We start from the raw sequence: 21,179 nt of genomic DNA on the forward strand, positions 1-21,179 counted from the left end.
TGGCCATCAGTCGTTTAGAAAATAATGTTTTCACATTTCACCTTAAAACAAGCAAACGACATGCTGCCCACAATAATACAGAAATTTGACCATGTTGTCAAGATGAAAAATGAAATAAATAAAATCCAATCAGACTTTGGAACAAACCCAAAATATACTGCAAGTTTCAAGGATTACAGCATCAAGAAACAAGAATTGAATTCAGCCATAACCAATTTCTACAAATCAATTGAAGAATTAGAATCAACAGGAGTTTCAATAAAGAGCATTGATCAAGGATTGTTAGATTTCCCATCATTGATGTTCAATGAAGAAATCTGGCTATGTTGGAAACAAGGAGAAACTGAGATAAAATTCTGGCATGGAAAAGATGAGGGATTTAACGGCAGAAAACCAATTGAAAGTATAGATCTAGAAAAGCTACGATAATTCAAACAAATATCAAAATATCCCAGAACATAGTAAAGACATAATGTTAAGAGTATGGCTAAGAGCAGTAAGAATACGCTTTCTTCTTGCATCAATCATTTCAGTTTGCCTTGGTCTGGCAATAGATAGCTGGCAAAACAATACAATAGACATAGGATTTGCAGTACTGACCTTTATTGGGGTAGCAGCACTTCATGCAAGCGTAGATCTTCTCAATGATTACTGGGATTTTAAAAGACAGATAGACACAGACACTCAGAGAACTAAATTTAGTGGCGGAACAGGAGTCTTGCCAGAAGGACTGCTAAAACCAAAACAAGTGTATCATGCAGGAGTGATCATGCTCATAATAGGTTCTATCATAGGAGTATTTTTCGTAATTGAGAAAGGAATAACCATTGCAATAATTTTGGGATTTGCAATTGTTTCCATCTATTTCTATTCTACAAGAATAGTAGATTCTGGCTTGGGAGAGATATTTGTTGCAATAAAAGGTTCCATGATAGTACTTGGAACATACTTTGTTCAGAGTGGACACATAGCAACAGATCCCATAATTGCAGGAATTGTTTCAGGAATTCTTTCATCAACGGTGTTGTTTGTGAATTCTTTTCCAGATCACGATGCTGATAAAAAGCATGGAAGAAAGACACTAGTCATAATACTGGGTAAAAATAGAGCTTCGTCCATAGTTTGGATTTTCCCAATTGCCATATATGGAATCATACTAGGAACTACAATTACCGGAATATTCCCCACAATTACACTTGTTACGTTTGCTACAATTCCTATTGCAATAAAATCAGGAATTTTGCTTAAAAGACATTATGACAACAGTGAAAAAATTGTAGACATAATGGAAAAATTTGTTACATACAGCAGGATAACTGGAATCTTATTTGCAATCTCTTTTGTGATAGAAATAATATTGAAAAACTTTCAGTAGAATTAAATCATCTTTGTCTTCATTTAGTTTATGACACCAGGGTTTGCAACACCAGACGGTACTGCCAATTTTGCAAAAAAACAGGTAAATGTAGCAAAAAATCATTTCAAGAAATTTGCAGGATTGACCCTCTCATCTGTTGGAATAGGAACATACCTTGGAAACCCAGACGATATGACAGACAAACTAGTTAATGAAGCAATCAAGGCATCAATAAAATCAGGAATAAACGTGATTGATACTGCCATCAATTACAGATCTCAAAAAGCAGAAAGAGTAGTAGGACGTGCTATTTCAGAGATTATCCAGTCAGGAGAATTAAAGAGAGAAGAAATCTTCATCAGCACAAAGAATGGATATGTTACAAATGATGGAGATGTTAAAGAGGATTTTTGGATAAACATACAAAACACACTGGTAAAGCCAGGAGTGATACAACCAGGAGACATATCATCAGGATATCATTGTATGACAATACCATATTTACAAGATCAGCTCAAGCGCAGTCTAAAAAACATGGATTTAGATTGTATAGATTTGATATACATACACAATGCTGCTGAAGGTCAGCTGCAAGACATTTCAAAAGAAGAATTTATCAAAAAATTAGAGAGTGTCTTTGAGTTTTACGAAGAACAAAGACGAAGCGGATTCATCAAGCATTACGGCATGGCAACATGGGATTGTTTCAGAGTGGCTCAAGACAATCCACAGTATCTCCCAATTACAGAAATTGTGGAACTGGCAAAAAAAGTAGGAGGCAAAGATAACGGGTTTAGATTCATTCAGCTTCCATACAACATGTATCTTGACCAAGCACTTACTATGAAAAATCAAAAAGTTGGAGAAGAACAATGTAGCATATTGGAAGCTGCAATCAAACTTGGCATCGGAGTGTTTGCAAGTGTACCGCTTATGCAATCAAAATTGCTTGGACCAAACATAATACCAGAATTTGGAGGAATGTCAAGACCGTCACATAGAGCAATACAGTTTGTTAGATCCACTCCAGGAATCATTGCTCCTTTAGTGGGACAAAAATCTCAAGAACATGTACAAGAGAATTTGAGCATCGTGAATACTCCAGTTTTAAATGAGGGAGAATTTTCAGATCTGATAAAGAAATTATCATCGTAATTGTAAGTTTTAAATACAAACACAAGACGAATCTCAATATGCCAGTTGACCCAGTATGTGGAATTGAGTTGGATGAAAGTCTTGCATTAGTTTATGAACATGAAGGTAAGAAATACTATTTCTGCTGTCACGGCTGTAAGAGGATTTTTACAAAGAAACCTAACAAGTGGAAGAAATCTAAATAGGATAGCTTCCACACATACGACAGAAATGAGAACCTGCACTTAGTGCATAATTACAATTAGGACACTTCGTATCAGAATCATACAAAGTGGATGGAATGGAAAAATACTTGCGATATAGTTCATAATAATACAATGATTCTTTTGATGCTAGTCGGACATTTTCGTTTTCTGCGTAATATTGTGATTTTTGTAGAAACAAAATATCAGGTATCAAATTGTCAATAAAAGATGTAAGTCCACTAGTGCCAGAACCATCCTGCATTGCAAATTTATCTCTCCAGATTATTGATTCTGGCAAATCATTTTCAAATGCCTTACGGAGTATCCATTTACCATATCTTTTCCCTTTTTCATCTCTAACTTTTAGGCCAGACGGCATATTCTTTGCATACTCTGAAACAATAGGATCTAAAAATGGAGCATGAAGAGATATGCCAATTGCATCAGCAATGGATTTAGATGGAAAGTGCATTACACGCCAGATTCTTTCCAGATCTTTTTCTAATTCAGTTTGTGACATTTTTTTGAAAAAATTATACCCTGCAAATAGCTCGTCTGCCCCATCACCAGTCATTATGGAATCACACCCAGATCTCTTGGCAGAGTTCATTGTAAGGTATACTACAATGTTATTACGAATCTCAATTGGATTGAAGACTTTGAGGATTTTGATCGTCTCTTCTGCTGCAGAAAGTAGATCGTCTACATTAGCAGATATTATATCAAGTTGTAGATCTTTTATTTTTGCAACAAGTTGCGCGTTGACAAGATCGGTAGAGACGAAATCTTTTGCAATCATAGTAAATGCATTCATTGTCTTATTTTCAGTACAGGAGGCAAGAATAGAGCTGTCCAATCCCCCAGATAGCGCAATAGAATCAGAACTATGACGTTGTACAGATTTATTCACTAGTATTCTTATTTTAGAAAGGATCTCTTGCAATCGACAACTGTGATTTTGTCTCTAAATTAAATTATCACGAAAAATATGACTAGGTTTAAATATTTTATAACAACATTTTTTCATGTGCTTCTCCCATCAGAAATAGAGACCAAAACACTCATACCGGCATTAAGGGCAATATTGGCAAAGAAACTCATAGAAGAACACAAGATAAGAGAAGAAGAGGTGTCGAAATTATTGGGCGTGACACAGGCAGCAATCAGCAATTATGTCAGAGGCACGCGAGGAGATCCCGTTTTGATTAACAAACTATTATCAGTAAAAGAGGTTGCAGACATGTTAAACGACATAGCAAACAATCTTGCATCAAAGATGGCATACACGCCTGCTAGTCTTTCTAAATTCATAGGGCTATGCAATTACATCAAATCAAGTTTGCTAATTTGCGACATACACCACAAACTTGAATCAAACATAGATGAAGCAGTATGTAAGGAATGTGAAAATATGTTGTTGAAAGGTCCAGGAAATTCTTCTTTCTAGTTAGTCTTCATTATTACAATTTTTATAATTGAAAGTAGTGGTTTGTCATCTGTTTCTTCACTATCTACAACAATATCAAGAATTTTTGAATTTCCCTTCATCATATTTTCTGTGATTACATTAGCAACTGCTACAGCAGTAGGAATAGAGTGACCTTTGGCTACAAGTGTGACAGTTTTGTATTTTACAAGATCGGTCAATATGTCAAGGGCGCATGGAACTATATCTTGTTGATAAATTGTTACAACATGGCCTTCGGCATATGGAGAATTGTTCAACTGGATTTTTTCTACGCCACTCATCAAAACACTACCACCACCATTTCTGCATTCTATTAAAGTTTTATCGACCATTCATCCATTAGTCAAAAAGATCGATAGGAATATTCTGAAAATCGCCATTTGGTAATACACGTCTAATTGTGATTGGGATCACTCGTTTTTCAAGTTCGGCATATGCAAGATCAAGAGATGTAGCCACATCTTTTGGGACAGAGATGAAAGGTGGTGCTCCCAATGACAGCTGTAATGCTCTAGCACCTAGTATTCTTGCTTTTTCAAATCTAGTCAAAGTAGGAGGACCAATCATTATTTTGCCTTTACCAGTGGTCTCATATTCCACAGGTTCATGAACTGGATCAATATCAATAATCTCACGTGCGTCAATTATCTTTTGTAATCTTTCTTGTTCAGCTATCTCTTCTGCACTTAGCTCTTTCTTTCCTTTCTTTCCAGGCTTGACCTCTTCTTCTTCCTCAACTGGTGTTTCAGTTGCCTCAACTACCGGACCTAAAACTGGTTCTTCATCTTCTATTGGCTGAACCTCTTCGGTATCTACACTTACTTCCTCAGGTTCATCCGACATTGAAGACTTGGATAAAGAAACGTTATATATTCATAATCCTTCTCCACAAAAATGAGCGCAGGATCTGTTTCTAAGATTGATCTGACCTTATCACTGAAGAATAAATCTACTTTTACCCTAGAATTGAAGAGACATCTTGCCCCAAAAACAGTTGGAACGATATCTAGATCCATTCCACTTGAGGGTAATGCTCACATGATGGGCTCAAGTATTGCATATGTAGACACTGCCATCAAAACAGGAGGGGAGAAGCTAAAAACCCAGTTCAAGAAAGGAGATATTGCTTTTTTGGCTGCAAATGGTTCAATCTGTTTTTTCATCGAGGACGTATCATCAACCAAACCAATGACATTGATTGGAAAAGTAACAGCAAATCTTGAAAATCTAAAAGTAAAACCTGGAGATATTTTTACAATAACTCAAGCTGGAACGTAAATATGGTGTCCGCTATATCCACCGACTCTTTTAACAGTGCCTTTCTTTAGCAGATTTTGCAGTAATGCATTAGCTGCTGAAATTTTTACATTAGTCTGTCTGGATAATTCTTGTGCCGTGAAAACCTTTGCACCCTTTATGAAATTCATTGCTTGTCCTTCATCTATAATAACAGATATTGTGTTTGCCTTGGGTTTTTGATCTTTTCTGTCACCCTTCTTTTGTCCTTCCTTCTTTGCAGTTTCTGCTGCTTGAGACTTTTCTGCCTGTGCCGGAGATTGTTTCTTTCCTCCACCCATATCAGAGTCTCTTCTACTCCTATTTATAAACGAACAAAATTTGAGAAATTCTAAATACTAGCAAATGATGTTTTTGGGCATGGGTCTTGATGTCATAGAGGAAAAAAATCTAAATGATGTGATAACATACGCGCTTGATTATCCTACCATGGTTTTATCTGAAACAAAATCATGGCCTACAACAAACATGGAAGACTTTGCAGTTGGCCTATACATAGGATATGTGTGTGGAGTATTCTTTGATGGTTTTCTAAGAAGAAACAAGCGGTTCTTAGATTCTGAAGAACATGTAGATTTTCATGCGGCCATATCTAAAAGAACTGCCGAGATCAAATTAAAAATACAGTCACACATACATAGAAAATAACTCATGCTTTTATTCTTGATATAATTAGAATTCCTAGATGAAGTTCTCACTTGTTGCAGATACGCTAAGTTATATGGAAAATACAACAAAGAGACTAGAACTGACTCAACATCTAGTTGATCTTTTCAAAATAACCCCTCCAAATGTCATACCCAAAGTTATCTATCTACTGCAAGGAAAACTAAGGCCTGATCATGAGGGTGTTGAGATAGGCATTGCAGAGAAAATTGCAATAAAAGCACTAGCAAAATCATCTGGCATACCAATCAAAAAAATAGACTCAGAGTACAAAGAAGCAGGCGATTTTGGGCAGGTTGCTTCAAAGATATTAAAACAAAAAACCCAAACCACTTTCTTGAGTCAGAACATAACAGTGGAGAGAGTTTATGACACACTATACAAAATAGCAGAACTCAAAGGCGCCAGGTCTCAAGATATGAAGATGAAATATATCTCAAGTCTTCTAAATGATGCAACTCCAATAGAAGGAGGCCTTATCGCAAAAATAATAACATCAAATCTTAGGCTCGGCATAGCAGATTACACCATACTTGACGCATTATCAATATCATATACAGGAACTAAAGACAACAGACCACTGCTCGAGAACGCATACAATGTATGTAGTGATTTGGGAAAAGTTGCACAGTCTGTTGCAGAAAATGGAATTTCATCATTGAAGGATTTTCAAGTTACAACGTTCAGTCCAATTCGTCCAATGCTTGCAGAACGCGTAAAGAGCCCACAAGAGGCACATGAAAAAATGGGTCCAGAGTTTGCATCAGAATACAAACTTGATGGAGAAAGAGTACAGATCCACAGACAAAATGACAAAATAATTCTGTATTCACGTAGCCTTGAGAACATTACAAGTTATTATCCAGACATTGTTGAAAATATTGGAAAGTCTCTCAAATCAAATGAAATGATATTAGAAGCAGAAATTGTTGCAATAAATGATGATACTGGAGAATTTTTGCCATTTCAAGAACTTATGCACAGAAGAAGAAAATACAAGATAGCAAAAGCAGTTCAAGAATACCCCATCACTGTAAATTTCTTTGATGTTTTATCATCAGATGGAAAGAGTTGTCTTGATTTGCCATACAGCAAGAGAAGAAAATTGCTTGAAACAAACATTGTTGAAGACTCATTTGCAAAAATTATGCCAATGACACTAGTAAGAACAGATAGCGAGGTGGAGGACAGTTTAGAAAATGCAATAAATTCAGGATGTGAGGGAATAATGCTCAAACAATTAGATTCTCCATACAGGGCAGGTGCTAGAGCAAGCAACTGGTTAAAACTAAAACGTGAATACAGAAACGAGCTTGGAGACAGCCTAGATCTTGTAATCGTAGGAGCATTTTATGGCAGAGGTAGAAGAACTGGAAGATATGGAGCATTATTGCTTTCTGCATATGATGAACAGACAGATACGTTTCCAAGCATATGCAAGGTTGGCACAGGGTTTACAGATGAAGGATTGGATCAAATTTATCAAATTCTTTCAGATAAAATAACCATAAAAAAAGACCGGAGAATTGAAAGCGGTCTTGAGGCAGATGTTTGGTTTGAACCGGAGGTAGTAATAGAAATAGTGGCATCCGAGATAACACTCAGTCCAATCCACAAAGTTGCGATGGATAAAATTAGAAAAGGTAGCGGACTTGCTCTTAGATTCCCAAAATTTACAGGAAGAATAAGATTTGAGAAGACATCAGAGAATGCAACCACCATTGACGAAGTGACTACCTTGTACAGCAGTCAGAAACGAGTAGTACAGGAAGAAAAATAGTAGGTAAAAAATTGATTTGAAGATTTACGCAAGGATTATTAGCCACAGGCATAGTCTAAAATTTCTAGATGTATAGCGGAGAACTTGAAGTTCAGGCAAAGAGAAAGGCCCTTGCCGTTTTACAAGACGAGATAAACCGAATTCTCAATGCAGTAAGAGATCTATCAGTGCTGCCAAGTTTGATAATCAAAGCAGACAAGTCTGAGATAAAACAGCTCCTAGAGAGAATAAAGAACACGGAGGATGAAGTAGAGGCCCTACGAAGAAAGATAACAAGAGAGATTTCCGATGTAGGCGGCCTCATGATGAACAGAGAGAATCTATTGAATTCAGCATACACCATGGATGAGATTGCAGGATACATCACAGGAATTGCATTCAAACTCTCAAACATCAAATCGGCCACACTCAAAAAAGAAAAACTTGACAAAGATCTAACAGAGCTTATCGAATTAGCAGTAGACCAAATTCATAAAATCAATGAGATAATCAGAGCCCTTGCAAGCAACAATAGTACAGTAGCAATAGATCTTGCCCACGAGGCACAGAAAATCGAGAGACAAGTGGATGACAAATACAGAGCATTGAGCATAAGAGTACTTGATGAGACAACAGCAACCAAAGAATTGCTTCTTCTCAAAGATGCAGTAGAAGGGATAGAGGAGATGTCTGACAAAGTATTACAAGTATCAGACTCGTTTATCTTACTAGCACTCAGCCTTTAAGATTTAAGACATATTCTTATTTTTTCAACATACAATTGTAAACACTAAAATCATTTACCGTTAAACACAAACACAACTTGAAAGGAGAATTACTTGAGAACAGAATAATTGTAAAAAACATAGATGATTCACGTCAGCTTTTTGTTTCAGGATATTACGGAAAACCAATAGGAATAACAAAACCAAAACCTGAAGAGATAAACGTTCCATTAATTTTGGATCTGATTGAAGGATATTATCTACAAGAAAAATCAAGATTGAGAATTTTTCAATCTAAGAGACAAATAATGTCAAAAGAGCTTCTCGAAATATGCAGAAGAGAATATCACAACTTTGATAAAAAATATACAGTGTACAAAGACTTTAGAGATAAAGGATACATTGTAAATCCAGGAATCAAGTTTGGATGTGATTTTGCAGTATATCAAAAAGGTCCAGGAATTGATCATGCACCATATTTGTTGCAAGTGTACAATTCAACAGACACAATATCAGCAACAAGCATAGTATTAGCAGGAAGACTTGCTACAACAGTAAGAAAACAATTCATTTTAGCAATACCAAAGGGCAACAAAGTTGATTGTTTAGCTTTGGACTGGTGGAGAGCGTAATTTACTTTTAATGTGATATGCTATCCTATCATATACTGCAAACAATTCTTTTGTAATAGAAAATTCATATCTATCTTTCCATCCTCCATGAATACGTACACCCCCATTAGTCGGTTCTACAAATATCTCTGCGTCTTTATACGAAAGCCTTGTCATCAAAGTACTAAGTTCATTATCAGAACTCAGAGTATCTGCAAGTTCTCCGCCTGACCATTTTACTCCAGTCACTTTTTTTGTTGCAAAATGACCTTTTGTTTGAGGATTAGATTTAGCAAGGAAACTTTCATCGGGAAGATCATGTTCTGTTTTGACTATAAAGTGAGCCTGGAATCTATCTTGTGCGCCCCATGGCATCGGATTTAGATCTTGTGTCATATCTTTAGCCCTTTTGTATTATCTGTACAACGTCGATATTAGAACTCTTTAGTTGTATGGTACCATGATTTGTCACCATAGCAGGAGTATGAGTATAATGTCTAGAGTAGTAATTTCCTTTTTCCACATCATCAGTGTCAATTTGCTTGGTTTGTGCATCAATGCCGATCTTTTTCAATGATTTGCAGAATTCATCATTCTTATTTATTGGATTAAAAGTATCAGATTCTGAATCGTGCATGGTCTGACTTTACCAAGCCCACAAATAAATATGTCTGTGATATCACTGACCAAATTTGTAAGCGCAAATATCAAGAATTATCAAACCAGCGTAATCGATTAAATAATCCACAATAATCTCAGACACTGTCCATGTTAAAGTTCCAGAATAAAATAGTTGTAATAACAGGAAGTGGAACAGGGATAGGAAAAGCAATTGCCATAAAGTTTGCAGAAAATGGCGCAAACATAGTCATACTAGGCAGAAGAAAAGAACCACTTGAAGAAGCTGCAAAAGAACTGGAACAAGTAATTTCCAGAGTTAAGAGTAATGCATTTGTAAAAATTTTCCCAGGTGTAGATGTAAGTGATGAGGAAGGAGTTTCAAAGATGTTTGAGGACCTCAAAAAAACCCATGGTGCAGTAGATGTAGTAGTAAACAATGCAGGAGTATCAGGTCCAGTTACATGCTTTGCAAATGCCCCCATGTCAGAATTTAGAAGCACCGTAGGAATTCATCTCACAGGTACATTTTGGACCTCATCGCAAGCAATCAAGACCATGAAACCAGGTTCAAAGATCGTAACAATATCAACATTCTTTACTGAAGAAAGACCATACGAACAAAGACCATATAGATTCCGCAGTCCATATACTGCATCCCAAGGCGCAAAGAATCGACTTGCAGAAGCAATGTCATGGGAAATCACAGATAAAGGAATAATATCAATAGCCACAAATCCGGGACCAGTTCATTCTGACAGGATTTACAAGACAGTATATCCAAAAGCTGCTGCAGAATTTATGAGAGTCAGCGGTTTTGAAAGTCTTACTCCAGAAGAAGTAGAATCAGTAAATGCAGACATCCTTCCCTTGTTGGGTGAAAACGACACTATAGTTAAAGAGGGAATTGCAAAAGCAGCATCAAAACTTTCACAGTCAAAATCAATCACAGCAGAAGCAGACATACAGAAACTAAATGTAACAATCTCAGCACTGCTTGCAAAGATACAAAGCATTGCAGAAAAGGTTCAAAATAACACAAGTAAAATGATTGCAGATGAACAATTTCTCACACAACAACAAGTTGCAGAAACTGTTTTGATGTTAAGTGATGATAACATATCAAAGATTCTAAACGGAAAAGTCATACCAGGTGACAGAGTGTTTTACCCAGTTAAACCACATATTTCGTGTTCAATACCAGACACTCAAACAAACTTTAGTTCAAAGATAACAGTATTTGCATTAGATGCAACCGATGAAGCAGATGTTGCAAGAACTGAGTTTCTCGCACAGAAAATTGAAAGTGCCGGAGGGAAAACAGTCATACTCATTTCAAAGACAAGCCCCAAGATTGCAGAAGAGAAATTATCGAAATTTCATTCACATGTAATGGATTTGACAAATCAAGAAAATGTGAAAAGAATGCTAAATACAGCTACTCAAAAGGTAGGCCCAATAGGAAATATAATTTACATAACAGGAAAAGTTCCACAGACAAGCAAATTGGTAGACCTGACAAGAAGTCAGTGGGACAACCTAGTAGATAAATTCATCAACACACCTGCCATATTTTTACAGGAATCCTTAGGCATGTTTGTCCCAGGAGGAGCCAAGAATCCACCATTATTCAAAAACAAAGAGGGCACCATGATAATAATAGGACCAGATATGCCGTCAGGAGGAAAGGTTTCAGGTGCAGATAGAGCAAGAGTCGAAGTATTTAGAGGAGCATTAAGACCATTTGCCACCACTGTAAATCAAGAGTTGAGCGATGTGCTAAAATCAAAACTCAGAGCATATTTGATTTTGCCTGGTAGCGTAGACGGTACAGAACCAAATAATGAAAATGTCATGAGGGCAATCAACTATCTTACATCTGGAAAAGCAGTAAACAATGCAGAGATAATCTACTATCCAGATGAAGCAAGAACTTGATGAAGAAATTTTCTCAGATAGACATAGGTGCAGAATTTTACGCAGAAGTTGTCATAAGTGCATCAGATCTTGATGCATATTTGACATTTTCAAGAATTAAAAATATAGTATATGAAAATGCAAAACCATCAGAACAAGAAAAAAAGATGGTATCAGGAAGAGCAATACTGTCAAGAATAGAAGGAGAATTTACAAGATTAGAGGAGATGTACGGTAATCTTTTGATTTTCTATGGAATAGACGGAGACCCAAATTGGAACAACAGGCAGACAAGATTTCTAAAGCCAGTTTATACTGGAGACATATTAAAAGTGAAATATAAGATTTCAGAGAAACGAGAACTTGATGATCAGTTTGGACTGCTGGGAGTAGATTTTGAAGCTGTCAATCAAGATAACAAAGCAGTAGTAATTTCAAACAGAAACCTGTATAGAATTAAAAAGGACCCGCCAATGCATCAAGAACCAACTTGAGTGCAGATACACCAAGTATAACAGTCACAAACAATCGTAGTCTTCTCTCATTAACACGCGTAGACAACTTACTTCCCACCAAACCACCAAGAAATGATCCTATTGAAAGCATCCCGGCCTCAAAATAGTTAGGATGTCCCATAAGAGAATGCACTATCATTCCAGATGCTGCAGTAAACATCAAAATGAATTGAGATGTGGGTGCGGCAAGTTTCATGGACAACCCAATTGCAATCACCATCAAAGGTACAAACACAGTTCCCCCTCCAATTCCAAACAGGCTTGATACTATACCTCCAAAAAAGCTCGCACCAGCAGAAAGCAACATTACCTGTTTTGATAAATTATACTCCCGTGATTCCATTTTTCTTCTCATGTAGATGTACACTCCCGATGCAATCAGGACAGCTCCAAACAACAATTTGAACACAGGTGGCGAAACTATGTCAGAGGCATATGCTCCAACAATAGTTCCAGGTATTGACAACAGTGCAAGTTTTATTCCAAGCGAATACACAATTCTTTTTTGTTTTGCATAGGAGACAGATGAGGCAATGGAATTACTAAAAGCTGCAAACAAACTATTACTTGCAGCAAGAGTGGGAGAGAATCCAAAAAATGTAAGTACTGGTACAACTACAAAACCTCCTCCAAGTCCAATCATGGAACCAATTACACCAGCTACAAAACCAAGCGGTAATAACCACCAATACTCTAGCAATTACACCACCAAAAGAATACACCACAGATTAAAGAGTCACGTCAACCTTCGTAAACCAAGATATTGAGTTAATTACTTGGAAACAAGAAGTTTCCACAGATATCCACTCGTATTTGTGCTAAGTTCTATTTCAAAGTGTTTTCCTCCAAGTGCTACAGCATGGGTTGTGCTATCTGGCTGTTTGCCATTTAGATGGAAATCTCTTAATGCATCAACCATTGCCGATAAGGTAGGATATCCACCTGGACGTTCTTTATCCCAGCATTGACATATAGTGCTGTTTAGGACTACACTAAATACAGTTTTCACATCGTCATAGTTTGACATTACAGGATTTGATTCTAATGCCACTACTACAAGTCCAGGCACTTCAGGAGAGCCAACCATAGTGATATCACCCAAATTTCCTTGTTTACCTGTAAGTACAGTAGAGGTACAATAAGTCACAAGCGCTTGTTTTGCAGGATCAGTAAGAAAGTTACAATATTGTGAAACGTCAGACTTGCTACTTAGGCGTATTGGTTTTGTCATGTTGATATGATGTAAAGCAAGGGTAGTACGCAGATCAGAGTTTTCTTCATCATACGAGAAATCAAGAAAAGCCACTTGATTTTTTTGAGGATTGTTCTGTCCAGTCATTGGAAGTATAAATTGAACAGTAATAATTACAGCTGTAACTATAGCCAAACCAGCTAGTCCTGCATACAGATACTTTGATTTCACGTGATGGTTTTCTTTAGTGCTTTAATAAAGTAATCTCAGGATTGGTCAATCTTAATTAATACCAAAATATGTTCTGTGAATGTTGCGAATAATACTATCAGGCTTTGGAGTTGTTGGACAAAGTTTTGCAAAACTTTTACTTTCTAGATCAGAAGATCTTTATGCAAAGCACGGATTAAAACCAAGAATTGTTGGAGTATTTGATTCAAAAGGATCTGCTGCGTCTTCTGCAGGTCTTGATCTAAATAGATTGTTAGAAGTCAAGAAAAAATATGGAAACATACGAAAATATCACAACAAGGAAAAAGATGCCAACGGATTAGACATGATTAATGGTATGGATGCAGAAGTATTGATTGAGACTACTCCGAGTAATTACAAGGATGCAGAACCAGGTATGTCACATATTGTAGCGGCCATGAAAAAAGGATTACATGTAATTACAGTAAACAAAGGACCGCTGGCACTTGCTTTTCCATCACTAATAGAACTTGCGGCATACAATCAAGTCCAGTTGAAATTCAGTGGAACAGTTGGTGGAGGAACCCCCATCCTAGATTATGCAAAAAACAGTCTAAGAGGTGAAAGAATAGTTTCTTTTCAAGGGATACTAAACGGTACAACCAATTACATACTAACAAACATGGCTACTGGACTTACTTTCAAAGAAGCCCTTACAGATGCCAAGAAAAAAGGATATGTCGAAGCAGATGAATCTCTAGATATTGATGGATTTGATGCAGCTGCCAAGCTTGTCATACTTGCCAACTGGATAATGGACATGAAAGTTACCATGAAAGACATTAACAGAACTGGAATTCGAGATGTTACCACATCAGACATCAAAAAAGCTGCATCTCACAATTGTGCTGTGAAGCTAGTTGCGTCTTGTGATAGAGATCTCATAGTATCTCCCAGAGAAATACCAATTGATGATCCAATGTGTGTCAACGGTACTTTGAATGCAATAACATTCAATTCAGAGCATTCAGGTCAGCAGACAATAACAGGCCGAGGAGCTGGAGGAATAGAGACAGCAAGTTCTATTTTACGTGATTTGTTAGACATAAAACAGGAAATGTCAAGAATTGAAATCGCATAATATATCCAAAAGCGACATATCGCTAATCATAGACAAGATGACTGAACAATGGCATATTGAGATTCCAAAGACAAAGACATTGGTAATGCACGAGATGGATGATAATTCGAATCTGATAAAAGGGGACAACATAACTGCAATACAAATTGGAGATTCTTACATACCATTTCTTTCAGAGACCGAATTATTAGAAAAATTTCCCAAAGCAACTGTTGATACTGGTGCCATAAAGTTCGTATGCAATGGAGCCAACGTTATGCGACCAGGAATTAAAAAATTTACAGAATTTCAGAAAGACGACATCATATGCGTCATAGAAGAAACACACAACAAATTCCTTGCAGTTGGAAAAGCACTAGTGTCAAGCAACGAGATGCAAGAAATGACAAAAGGCGAGGTTGTAAAAAATCTTCATTACATATCAGACAAATACTGGGAAGCTGCCAAGCTGATAAAGAAATAGTTAGCTTTCAGTAAATTCTCTTGTTCCGTTCTTGTCTACAACCAACACATCAATCCCATCACCGCTGGCATTGTCTCTCATGATAGCAGATTTTATTGATTTGATTGCAAGTTTTACTGCATCTTTTTCATTCATTTTTGGTTTGAATTCTTGATCTAGTACTCCAAGTGCCATCTCAGCACCTGTTCCCACAGAAGCATAATCATCAGGTAAAACAGAGCCTAGTGGATCTAGAGTATAGATTACAGGCTCTCCATCTACCCCGCCAACTATGACCTGAGTCAGCAAAGGATAGTATCTTCTTTCATACATTAAACTAGACATCATTTTTGCCACAGAGTTTGGAGGAATTTCACGTTTGAGTTCCATTTTTCTTATCTTTGTCATGGCCCTCATCTGCATTGCCAGAACTTGCATATCTGCAACCATTCCTGCACAGCATGCACCAACAAAGTCAGTAATCTTGAATGTTTTTTTAGTAGTCTTGCTTACTACAAAATTTCCATATGATATTCTTCTTTCACTGGCCATAACTACGCCACCGTCGTATGTAATCCCGACTGCAGTGGCTCCTGGCATGTACATATAAGCCATGTTTGAATTGCAAAATGAGCACAATAAAGGCCTTTCTGTATTACTAGTCACGGATCAAGATAAGAAATTAATCATTATTTGCCCACTAGAAGACCTAGACTAGAGCAAAATTTCTAATTATTTTACACATACACTTGGTTGTTTTTTTCAACAGATCGATTCGTGCAAATTCGTTTGGAGAATGAATTCTTGCAAATACGTAGGTACTTCCCACTGCAATGCACGGAGAATGCAAGAATTTGACAAATGAAAACATCGGACCTGTTCCTGCAGAAGAAACGCTTAGAATCGATTTTCCAAATGACTCATCAGCAGCATTTTTTACAGTCCGTACAAAAGGATCTGACATACTAGTCCTAGCGGCAGCCTCGCCATGGATCATGATTACTTTGATGTCATCAAATCCATTTTCTTTGAGGTGTTTTTTCAGTCTAGCTAGTTGTTTATGTGGATCCATATTTGGCACAAGACGAAAATCAATCTTTACAAGTGCTTTTGATGGCAAGACAGTTTTTGCACCCGGTCCTTCATAACCTGATGTAAATCCAGCTATGTTGCACGTGGGATCACCTACAAGCGCTTTTTTAATTTGCAGACCAGTTTTATTTCCTACAAACTTTCTAATCCTATATTCTTTCTTGAAAGATACACTATCAAATGGTTCTTTTGAGATTGTTTGAATATCTTGTTTTGTGAATTTGACTACATCTTTGTACCAATCTTTTATCAGTATAGTTCCATCCTCATCACGAAGTGTTTTTAGTGCTTCAACAAGCCTCCAGGCAGGATTTTCTATCAGCACTGCAAGACTAGAATGAGCGTCACGAATAGATTCCATTTTTGAGAGTTCCACATACAACAAGCCCTTCATTCCGAGACTGATTATAGGTCTGTCTTTTTCATCAACATATCCAAATTCCCAGATTACTGCATCACACGACAATTTTTTTTGGTATTTTTTTAAATAATCTTCAATATGGACACTTCCAATTTCTTCTTCACCTTCTATGAAAAATTTGATATTGCATGGTACATCCCCAGTGGTTTTCAAGAATGCTTCAACTGCTTTTATTCGAGTTATCAATTCACCCTTGTCGTCAGCAGAACCTCTACCAAAAATCTTGTTACCTTTTATTTTTCCGCTAAATGGTTTGTCATCCCACAGTTCAAGTGGCTCTTCAGGTTGAACATCATAATGATTGTAAAATAACAAGGTTTTGTTTGGGTTTTGTTTTGATTTGATTCCACCATATATTGCTGGAGGAATTCCTTTTTTTACATAAAGTAACTCTGCGTGTATTCCTGAATTTTTCATCATATTTACAATCAATCTCGAGCATTCCTCCAGCCCAAGATTTTTTGCAGAGACACTGGGTTGTCGTATCAGTTTTTGTAAATCAGAAATTAGGCTTGAGAAATTTTTATCAATGTATTTTTCTTGCATTATTTTCTCACTTTATCAAATGGTTTGATTGCAGATGGTATAAAATCCAACAGATCAGTTGCCACAATGTGTAAACCATATTTTTTCTGTGCAAAAAGTCCAGCCTTCCCATTAACATATGCTGCTGCTGCTGCTGCCTGTACAGGGTTTTTGTTTTTTGAAAGCATTGCTGCTACAACACCCGATAGTACATCACCGGTACCACCCACAGTCATGGCTGCAATATTTTTCGGATTCAAGTATGTGATTTTACCATCAGATACAATATCTATCGGGCCCTTTAGCAATATTGTAACATCATACTCTTTTGCATATTTTTCCACCATCAAAGATCTCTGTTTTACATCATCAAAAGGCATCTCTCCAAACAATCGCTTGAATTCACCAGCATGTGGAGTGACTATGACTTTCTTACCACGTATCGAATCAAGAATTTCAGGTATTAACGCGCTGGCGTCAAGTGAAACCATAACGGCCCTATCCAAAAGAGACGATACGAGAATTTTAAGTGCCTCTTTATCTTGGATTCCAAGACCCATACCAATTGTTGCAGAATCAATACCAGTAGGAATTATTCCAAGTAGTTTCTGCACTGCACCTCTTGTTAGTTTAGCATCAACTATAGGAATGACAATCAGATTTGGAGAATATGCACGAGTAGGTTCGACATTCATCTTTGGAACACATGTATATACTAGATCAGTTCCCGAACGCAATGCAGCAATAGAAGACAAGATAGGAGCTCCATGATACAGATAGTTTCCCCCAAGAACCAGAACTTTGCCGTTATCTCCTTTTCTAGAATACACATTACGGGAAGGTATGAAATTTTTTACAATAGTAGGTTGCAGAATTTTTCTCAATGTTGATTTTATTTTTTAAGAGATGATAAACTTTCGTCTTCTGTAGAATCTAGATCTTCTGATTCAATCTCTTGCGGTTCAACAGGCGCGAAAATTTTGCGCATGCTTGCAGGAGTGGTAACTTTGCGTGCAAATGCGACATATGTTGTATGACCTATGGCTCTAAACGAGTGCCTTGTTTTTCCTTCTCGTGCTTCTATGGTTCTGACTATTTGCTCTGTACATTCAATATCAAAAAAGTCATTTTTCCTAAGAGCAGAGGCAAGATTCTCTAGCTGGTTCATCGTGGGGCATATTGCAACAAATGCACCGCTGCCTTTGAGCATTTTTCTTGCTTGAGGTACTACAACCCAGGGATCTCCCAAGTCAACAATTATTGCATCTACATCTTTTTGTGGCATTTTCTTGGCAACCTTGAGATCAAGCTTTGTCATGGTTACATATTTTGACATTCCAGCTTTTTCGATATTTTTTCTCGCAATTGCCATAAAGTTTTCATCAACATCAAAAGTGTATACATGACCTTTTGGTTTTACAATACTTGCAAGAAAGGTTGTAAAGGAACCGCTTCCAGTACCAATCTCAACTATTTTTTGCCCACTTTGCAGTCCAATTCTTGCTGCAATGTATCCGAGGTCTTTTGGATAAACTATCTGAGTGCCGCGTTGGCTTTTCATTACATAGTCATAAATGGTAGGCTCTAATGCAAAAATTATCTTTCCTTTGTTTGTCTTGATTGCACTGCCAAATGGTTTTCCTATTACTTTTTTATGATCAATTATTCCAACATGAGTATGAAATTTTTGTTTTGGTGTAACCTTCATCAGCCATTTTTTGCTGTCATTATAGAAAAACAGCACATTATCATTTTTTTTTATTTTTCGCACAACCCAACTTGGACTGGGTGTGGATAAATATCTTGACTCTGGGAATTAATTCATTAAAGAGATTACTAACGTCCATCAGTTTTTGTTTTCTTTTTTAATATCCTTCCAGATACTACCGATGCAACCCAGAACCCTACTCCAGTCCAAACCATTTCTTTATGAACTGTAAACATACCAGTTACTGTAAAGACTAGTCCAATTGCTGCAAATATCACAGGAATTGTAGCTTTTTTTGATGGCAACTCATCTCACATCCTTTCAGGCGCATCTATTCCCAAAAGACGTAATGCTTTTGCAAGCGTTTCCTTAAAGGAATAGACAAGACATAATCTTGCATTTATGATATCTTCAGAGTCGGCAGTAAGAACTTTGACATGTTCATAAAATGCATTAAAAGATACTGCCAGATGATAGCAATATTTAGAAATTATTTTCGGAGACAAGTTCTTTGCAGCATCTTCTACTTGTAAATCGAATTTACCAATAATTTTTGTCAGATCTTTTTCATATATGGTATCAAGCAGAGCAAGATTTGCGTCAAAATTAAGAGTTTTACCGGATTTTTCAAGAATTCGCAATGCACGTGCATGTGCATATTGTATGTATGGTCCTGTATCACCCTCAAGGCTGAGCGATTCAGTAAGATCAAATGTAATTATTTTGTCGAGATCTTGCTTTATCATCGAATATCGTAGTGCACCAATTGCTACCTGTTCAGATATTTTCACAAGATTCATCTCATCAAGTTCAGGATTTCTTTTCTTTGTCTCTGAAAACGTTCTAGAGCTCAAGATATCAAGAACGTAATCTGCACTAACATAGATTCCTTTTCTTCCTGACATTTGAATAGATTTTCCGCCAGTATCAAGGTCAAGGGTCTTGGCAGTTGCAGGGCTCAATGTAACTGATTCATAACCAAGATGAACATAGGAGTCAGGTTTTGATTTAAAATCAGACATTATTCTAGTAATGATTTTTTGTAATCGTGATTGGCGAGAATCAATAACTGTTATTACTCTATCTCCGGTAAAATGCATCTTTGCATCCTTGTTATCAAGGGTGGTCTGCCACAATACTTTTCCTGTCTTTTGAATTGCATAGTGTTTATAGTAAAATGGATCTTCTAAAATTCCAAGCTTCCAAGCAGCATACGGAATATCTTTTGCAACATAAGTGGCAGTCCCATTGCTTCGAACCAGCACTTTATCCTCCTCATCATCTGCCTTTATTACCCAGCAACCAGCGTTTTTTCCTTCTTGTTCTAGATCTGCAATTCCCATCGATTTCATTTTTTCAAACACCATCGACCATAACTGGGAGCGAATTATCTGAGACTCGAAATTAAGACAGTCATAAGTAACTCCAAGCCTCCAGCATGTTTTTAGTTGCTCTTCAAGTACTCTACGAGTTATATCATCTCCAAACTTGGCAATCTCAGATGTGCCTTCTTCAAGTTCTTTCAACACGTGAGAACGCATCTCTGCGAGATGTTTGTCAATCTCATATCTCTCAGTTATTTTGACATATACTACATCCCCACAATAATGATCAAATTTTTGTCCCTCAGGAGGCTTGTCAGAATATCCCCCATACTTGAAACCCACTATGATATCTGCTACCTGTAGACCGGAATCATCCACATAGTTGAGCACACTTACATCATATGATGCCTTGTCAAGAATTCTTGCAATAGTATCTCCTATTATGATATTTCGTACATGTCCTACATGTAGTGCTTTGTTTGGATTTACACTTGTGTGTTCTATTACCATCTTAGAGTTTTTTCCAAGATCTATCTGTCCATAATTTGTATCAAGAGAAGATTTGATCACTTGTGGAATCAATAATTGATAATTTGCAGTAAAATTGAGATAGCCCGAATTGTGTGCAGACACATCAGATACATAGATGCCAAGAGTTTTTTTGCACTCTTGTGCAAGTGTTTGTGCAATATCAAATGGTTTTTTCTTTAGTATTTTTGCAAGCAAAAATCCAATATTGCAACTCACATCACCAAACTCCGGTCTTGATGCTTCAGATATATCAAAATCAACTTGTGTATATCCAAGAGTATCACAAGCTTGTTTGACATCAAGCCGGATTTGATCAAATAGTAGTCGAAGAGTCATCA

Annotated in this window: 28 protein-coding genes; 14 read left to right on the forward strand and 14 right to left on the reverse strand. The window is 36.9% G+C overall.

All coding sequences use genetic code 11. From position 1 onward, the window contains the following. Positions 1 to 24 precede the first annotated feature (24 nt). The 4 genes from NSIN_RS07750 to NSIN_RS07765 are packed head-to-tail and all read left to right on the forward strand — an operon-like array spanning position 25 to position 2,697. Positions 25 to 429, forward strand: a complete 405-nt coding sequence (locus NSIN_RS07750) for a DUF2203 domain-containing protein (protein WP_101010655.1) — start codon at positions 25 to 27, stop codon at positions 427 to 429. 43 nt (positions 430 to 472) lie between these two features. Then, complete coding sequence (locus NSIN_RS07755) at positions 473 to 1,375, forward strand: prenyltransferase (protein ID WP_101010656.1); 903 nt, start codon at positions 473 to 475, stop codon at positions 1,373 to 1,375. Positions 1,376 to 1,405: 30 nt separating this feature from the next. Beyond that, complete coding sequence (locus tag NSIN_RS07760; RefSeq protein ID WP_101010657.1) at positions 1,406 to 2,512, forward strand: aldo/keto reductase; 1,107 nt, start codon at positions 1,406 to 1,408, stop codon at positions 2,510 to 2,512. 38 nt (positions 2,513 to 2,550) lie between these two features. Continuing rightward, the gene (locus tag NSIN_RS07765) at positions 2,551 to 2,697 is read left to right on the forward strand and encodes a YHS domain-containing protein (protein WP_101010658.1); all 147 of its coding nucleotides are present in this window, start codon (positions 2,551 to 2,553) and stop codon (positions 2,695 to 2,697) included. Here the strand turns inward: NSIN_RS07765 and NSIN_RS07770 are convergent. Further along, positions 2,690 to 3,640 (reverse strand): asparagine synthase-related protein, encoded by a 951-nt coding sequence (locus NSIN_RS07770; RefSeq protein ID WP_101010659.1) that lies wholly within the window; start codon positions 3,638 to 3,640, stop codon positions 2,690 to 2,692. The two genes, NSIN_RS07765 and NSIN_RS07770, sit on opposite strands and share 8 nt — an antisense overlap. 84 nt (positions 3,641 to 3,724) lie before the next feature. Between NSIN_RS07770 and NSIN_RS07775 the strand changes: the two genes are divergently transcribed. Then, entirely contained in the window at positions 3,725 to 4,144 is a 420-nt protein-coding gene (locus NSIN_RS07775; RefSeq protein ID WP_101010660.1) for a transcriptional regulator, read from the forward strand. Here NSIN_RS07775 and NSIN_RS07780 read toward each other — a convergent pair. After that, positions 4,141 to 4,446 (reverse strand): DNA-binding protein, encoded by a 306-nt coding sequence (locus NSIN_RS07780; RefSeq protein ID WP_165775286.1) that lies wholly within the window; start codon positions 4,444 to 4,446, stop codon positions 4,141 to 4,143. The two genes, NSIN_RS07775 and NSIN_RS07780, sit on opposite strands and share 4 nt — an antisense overlap. A 58-nt stretch (positions 4,447 to 4,504) precedes the next feature. Further along, positions 4,505 to 5,008: a DNA-directed RNA polymerase subunit K gene (locus NSIN_RS07785; RefSeq protein WP_101010662.1), complete on the reverse strand. Its 504-nt coding sequence runs from the start codon at positions 5,006 to 5,008 to the stop codon at positions 4,505 to 4,507. Between the two features lie 51 nt (positions 5,009 to 5,059). Between NSIN_RS07785 and NSIN_RS07790 the strand changes: the two genes are divergently transcribed. Beyond that, a complete protein-coding gene (locus NSIN_RS07790; protein ID WP_101010663.1) occupies positions 5,060 to 5,443 on the forward strand; it encodes a cyclophilin-like fold protein in 384 nt (127 codons plus the stop codon). Here the strand turns inward: NSIN_RS07790 and NSIN_RS07795 are convergent. Beyond that, positions 5,428 to 5,742 (reverse strand): hypothetical protein, encoded by a 315-nt coding sequence (locus tag NSIN_RS07795; RefSeq protein ID WP_101010664.1) that lies wholly within the window; start codon positions 5,740 to 5,742, stop codon positions 5,428 to 5,430. The genes NSIN_RS07790 and NSIN_RS07795 overlap by 16 nt on opposite strands. A 79-nt stretch (positions 5,743 to 5,821) precedes the next feature. Between NSIN_RS07795 and NSIN_RS07800 the strand changes: the two genes are divergently transcribed. The 4 genes from NSIN_RS07800 (at position 5,822) to endA (ending at position 9,243) form a co-directional block, all read left to right on the forward strand. Then, entirely contained in the window at positions 5,822 to 6,109 is a 288-nt protein-coding gene (locus NSIN_RS07800; RefSeq protein ID WP_133124118.1) for a hypothetical protein, read from the forward strand. A gap of 37 nt (positions 6,110 to 6,146) precedes the next feature. Continuing rightward, positions 6,147 to 7,907, forward strand: a complete 1,761-nt coding sequence (locus NSIN_RS07805; protein ID WP_101010666.1) for an ATP-dependent DNA ligase — start codon at positions 6,147 to 6,149, stop codon at positions 7,905 to 7,907. Positions 7,908 to 7,975: 68 nt separating this feature from the next. Then, the gene (locus NSIN_RS07810; protein ID WP_101010667.1) at positions 7,976 to 8,632 is read left to right on the forward strand and encodes a DUF47 domain-containing protein; all 657 of its coding nucleotides are present in this window, start codon (positions 7,976 to 7,978) and stop codon (positions 8,630 to 8,632) included. 77 nt (positions 8,633 to 8,709) lie between these two features. Beyond that, positions 8,710 to 9,243 carry a tRNA-intron lyase gene (gene endA, locus NSIN_RS07815; protein ID WP_101010668.1) on the forward strand — a complete coding sequence of 178 codons (534 nt, stop codon included), beginning with the start codon at positions 8,710 to 8,712 and terminating at the stop codon, positions 9,241 to 9,243. Here endA and NSIN_RS07820 read toward each other — a convergent pair. Then, the gene (locus NSIN_RS07820) at positions 9,217 to 9,618 is read right to left on the reverse strand and encodes a hypothetical protein (protein WP_101010669.1); all 402 of its coding nucleotides are present in this window, start codon (positions 9,616 to 9,618) and stop codon (positions 9,217 to 9,219) included. The two genes, endA and NSIN_RS07820, sit on opposite strands and share 27 nt — an antisense overlap. Before the next feature lie 4 nt (positions 9,619 to 9,622). Then, positions 9,623 to 9,859, reverse strand: a complete 237-nt coding sequence (locus NSIN_RS07825; protein ID WP_101010670.1) for a hypothetical protein — start codon at positions 9,857 to 9,859, stop codon at positions 9,623 to 9,625. A gap of 131 nt (positions 9,860 to 9,990) precedes the next feature. Between NSIN_RS07825 and NSIN_RS07830 the strand changes: the two genes are divergently transcribed. Both NSIN_RS07830 and NSIN_RS07835 read left to right on the forward strand, forming a co-directional pair. Then, on the forward strand, positions 9,991 to 11,778 hold the full coding sequence (locus NSIN_RS07830) for an SDR family NAD(P)-dependent oxidoreductase (RefSeq protein WP_101010671.1): 1,788 nt from the start codon (positions 9,991 to 9,993) through the stop codon (positions 11,776 to 11,778). Continuing rightward, the gene (locus tag NSIN_RS07835) at positions 11,778 to 12,251 is read left to right on the forward strand and encodes a hypothetical protein (protein ID WP_101010672.1); all 474 of its coding nucleotides are present in this window, start codon (positions 11,778 to 11,780) and stop codon (positions 12,249 to 12,251) included. The genes NSIN_RS07830 and NSIN_RS07835 overlap by 1 nt, the downstream gene beginning before the upstream one ends. Here the strand turns inward: NSIN_RS07835 and NSIN_RS07840 are convergent. After that, positions 12,214 to 12,972 carry a sulfite exporter TauE/SafE family protein gene (locus NSIN_RS07840; protein WP_101010673.1) on the reverse strand — a complete coding sequence of 253 codons (759 nt, stop codon included), beginning with the start codon at positions 12,970 to 12,972 and terminating at the stop codon, positions 12,214 to 12,216. The two genes, NSIN_RS07835 and NSIN_RS07840, sit on opposite strands and share 38 nt — an antisense overlap. Before the next feature lie 72 nt (positions 12,973 to 13,044). Next, positions 13,045 to 13,695 (reverse strand): hypothetical protein, encoded by a 651-nt coding sequence (locus NSIN_RS07845; protein WP_101010674.1) that lies wholly within the window; start codon positions 13,693 to 13,695, stop codon positions 13,045 to 13,047. Positions 13,696 to 13,777: 82 nt separating this feature from the next. Here NSIN_RS07845 and NSIN_RS07850 point away from each other — a divergent pair, with 82 nt between their 5' ends. Beyond that, positions 13,778 to 14,797, forward strand: a complete 1,020-nt coding sequence (locus NSIN_RS07850; protein WP_101010835.1) for a homoserine dehydrogenase — start codon at positions 13,778 to 13,780, stop codon at positions 14,795 to 14,797. Continuing rightward, positions 14,784 to 15,260: a PUA domain-containing protein gene (locus tag NSIN_RS07855; protein ID WP_101010675.1), complete on the forward strand. Its 477-nt coding sequence runs from the start codon at positions 14,784 to 14,786 to the stop codon at positions 15,258 to 15,260. Before NSIN_RS07850 ends, NSIN_RS07855 begins: the two co-directional genes overlap by 14 nt. Here NSIN_RS07855 and NSIN_RS07860 read toward each other — a convergent pair whose 3' ends face one another. The 6 genes from NSIN_RS07860 to NSIN_RS07880 form a co-directional block, all read right to left on the reverse strand. Then, positions 15,261 to 15,839: a proteasome subunit beta gene (locus tag NSIN_RS07860; RefSeq protein WP_101010836.1), complete on the reverse strand. Its 579-nt coding sequence runs from the start codon at positions 15,837 to 15,839 to the stop codon at positions 15,261 to 15,263. Positions 15,840 to 15,948: 109 nt separating this feature from the next. Beyond that, complete coding sequence (locus NSIN_RS07865) at positions 15,949 to 17,298, reverse strand: M20/M25/M40 family metallo-hydrolase (RefSeq protein WP_394340817.1); 1,350 nt, start codon at positions 17,296 to 17,298, stop codon at positions 15,949 to 15,951. Beyond that, complete coding sequence (locus NSIN_RS07870) at positions 17,298 to 18,161, reverse strand: NAD(P)H-hydrate dehydratase (protein ID WP_245871944.1); 864 nt, start codon at positions 18,159 to 18,161, stop codon at positions 17,298 to 17,300. Before NSIN_RS07870 ends, NSIN_RS07865 begins: the two co-directional genes overlap by 1 nt. 8 nt (positions 18,162 to 18,169) lie before the next feature. Further along, complete coding sequence (locus NSIN_RS07875; RefSeq protein WP_101010677.1) at positions 18,170 to 19,048, reverse strand: tRNA (adenine-N1)-methyltransferase; 879 nt, start codon at positions 19,046 to 19,048, stop codon at positions 18,170 to 18,172. 65 nt (positions 19,049 to 19,113) lie between these two features. Beyond that, positions 19,114 to 19,290 carry a hypothetical protein gene (locus NSIN_RS09545; protein ID WP_165775287.1) on the reverse strand — a complete coding sequence of 59 codons (177 nt, stop codon included), beginning with the start codon at positions 19,288 to 19,290 and terminating at the stop codon, positions 19,114 to 19,116. Between the two features lie 6 nt (positions 19,291 to 19,296). Beyond that, positions 19,297 to 21,177 carry an arginine--tRNA ligase gene (locus tag NSIN_RS07880; protein WP_101010678.1) on the reverse strand — a complete coding sequence of 627 codons (1,881 nt, stop codon included), beginning with the start codon at positions 21,175 to 21,177 and terminating at the stop codon, positions 19,297 to 19,299. Positions 21,178 to 21,179: the final 2 nt, after the last annotated feature.

The organism is Candidatus Nitrosotalea sinensis (assembly GCF_900143675.1).
Taxonomy (GTDB): domain Archaea; phylum Thermoproteota; class Nitrososphaeria; order Nitrososphaerales; family Nitrosopumilaceae; genus Nitrosotalea; species Nitrosotalea sinensis.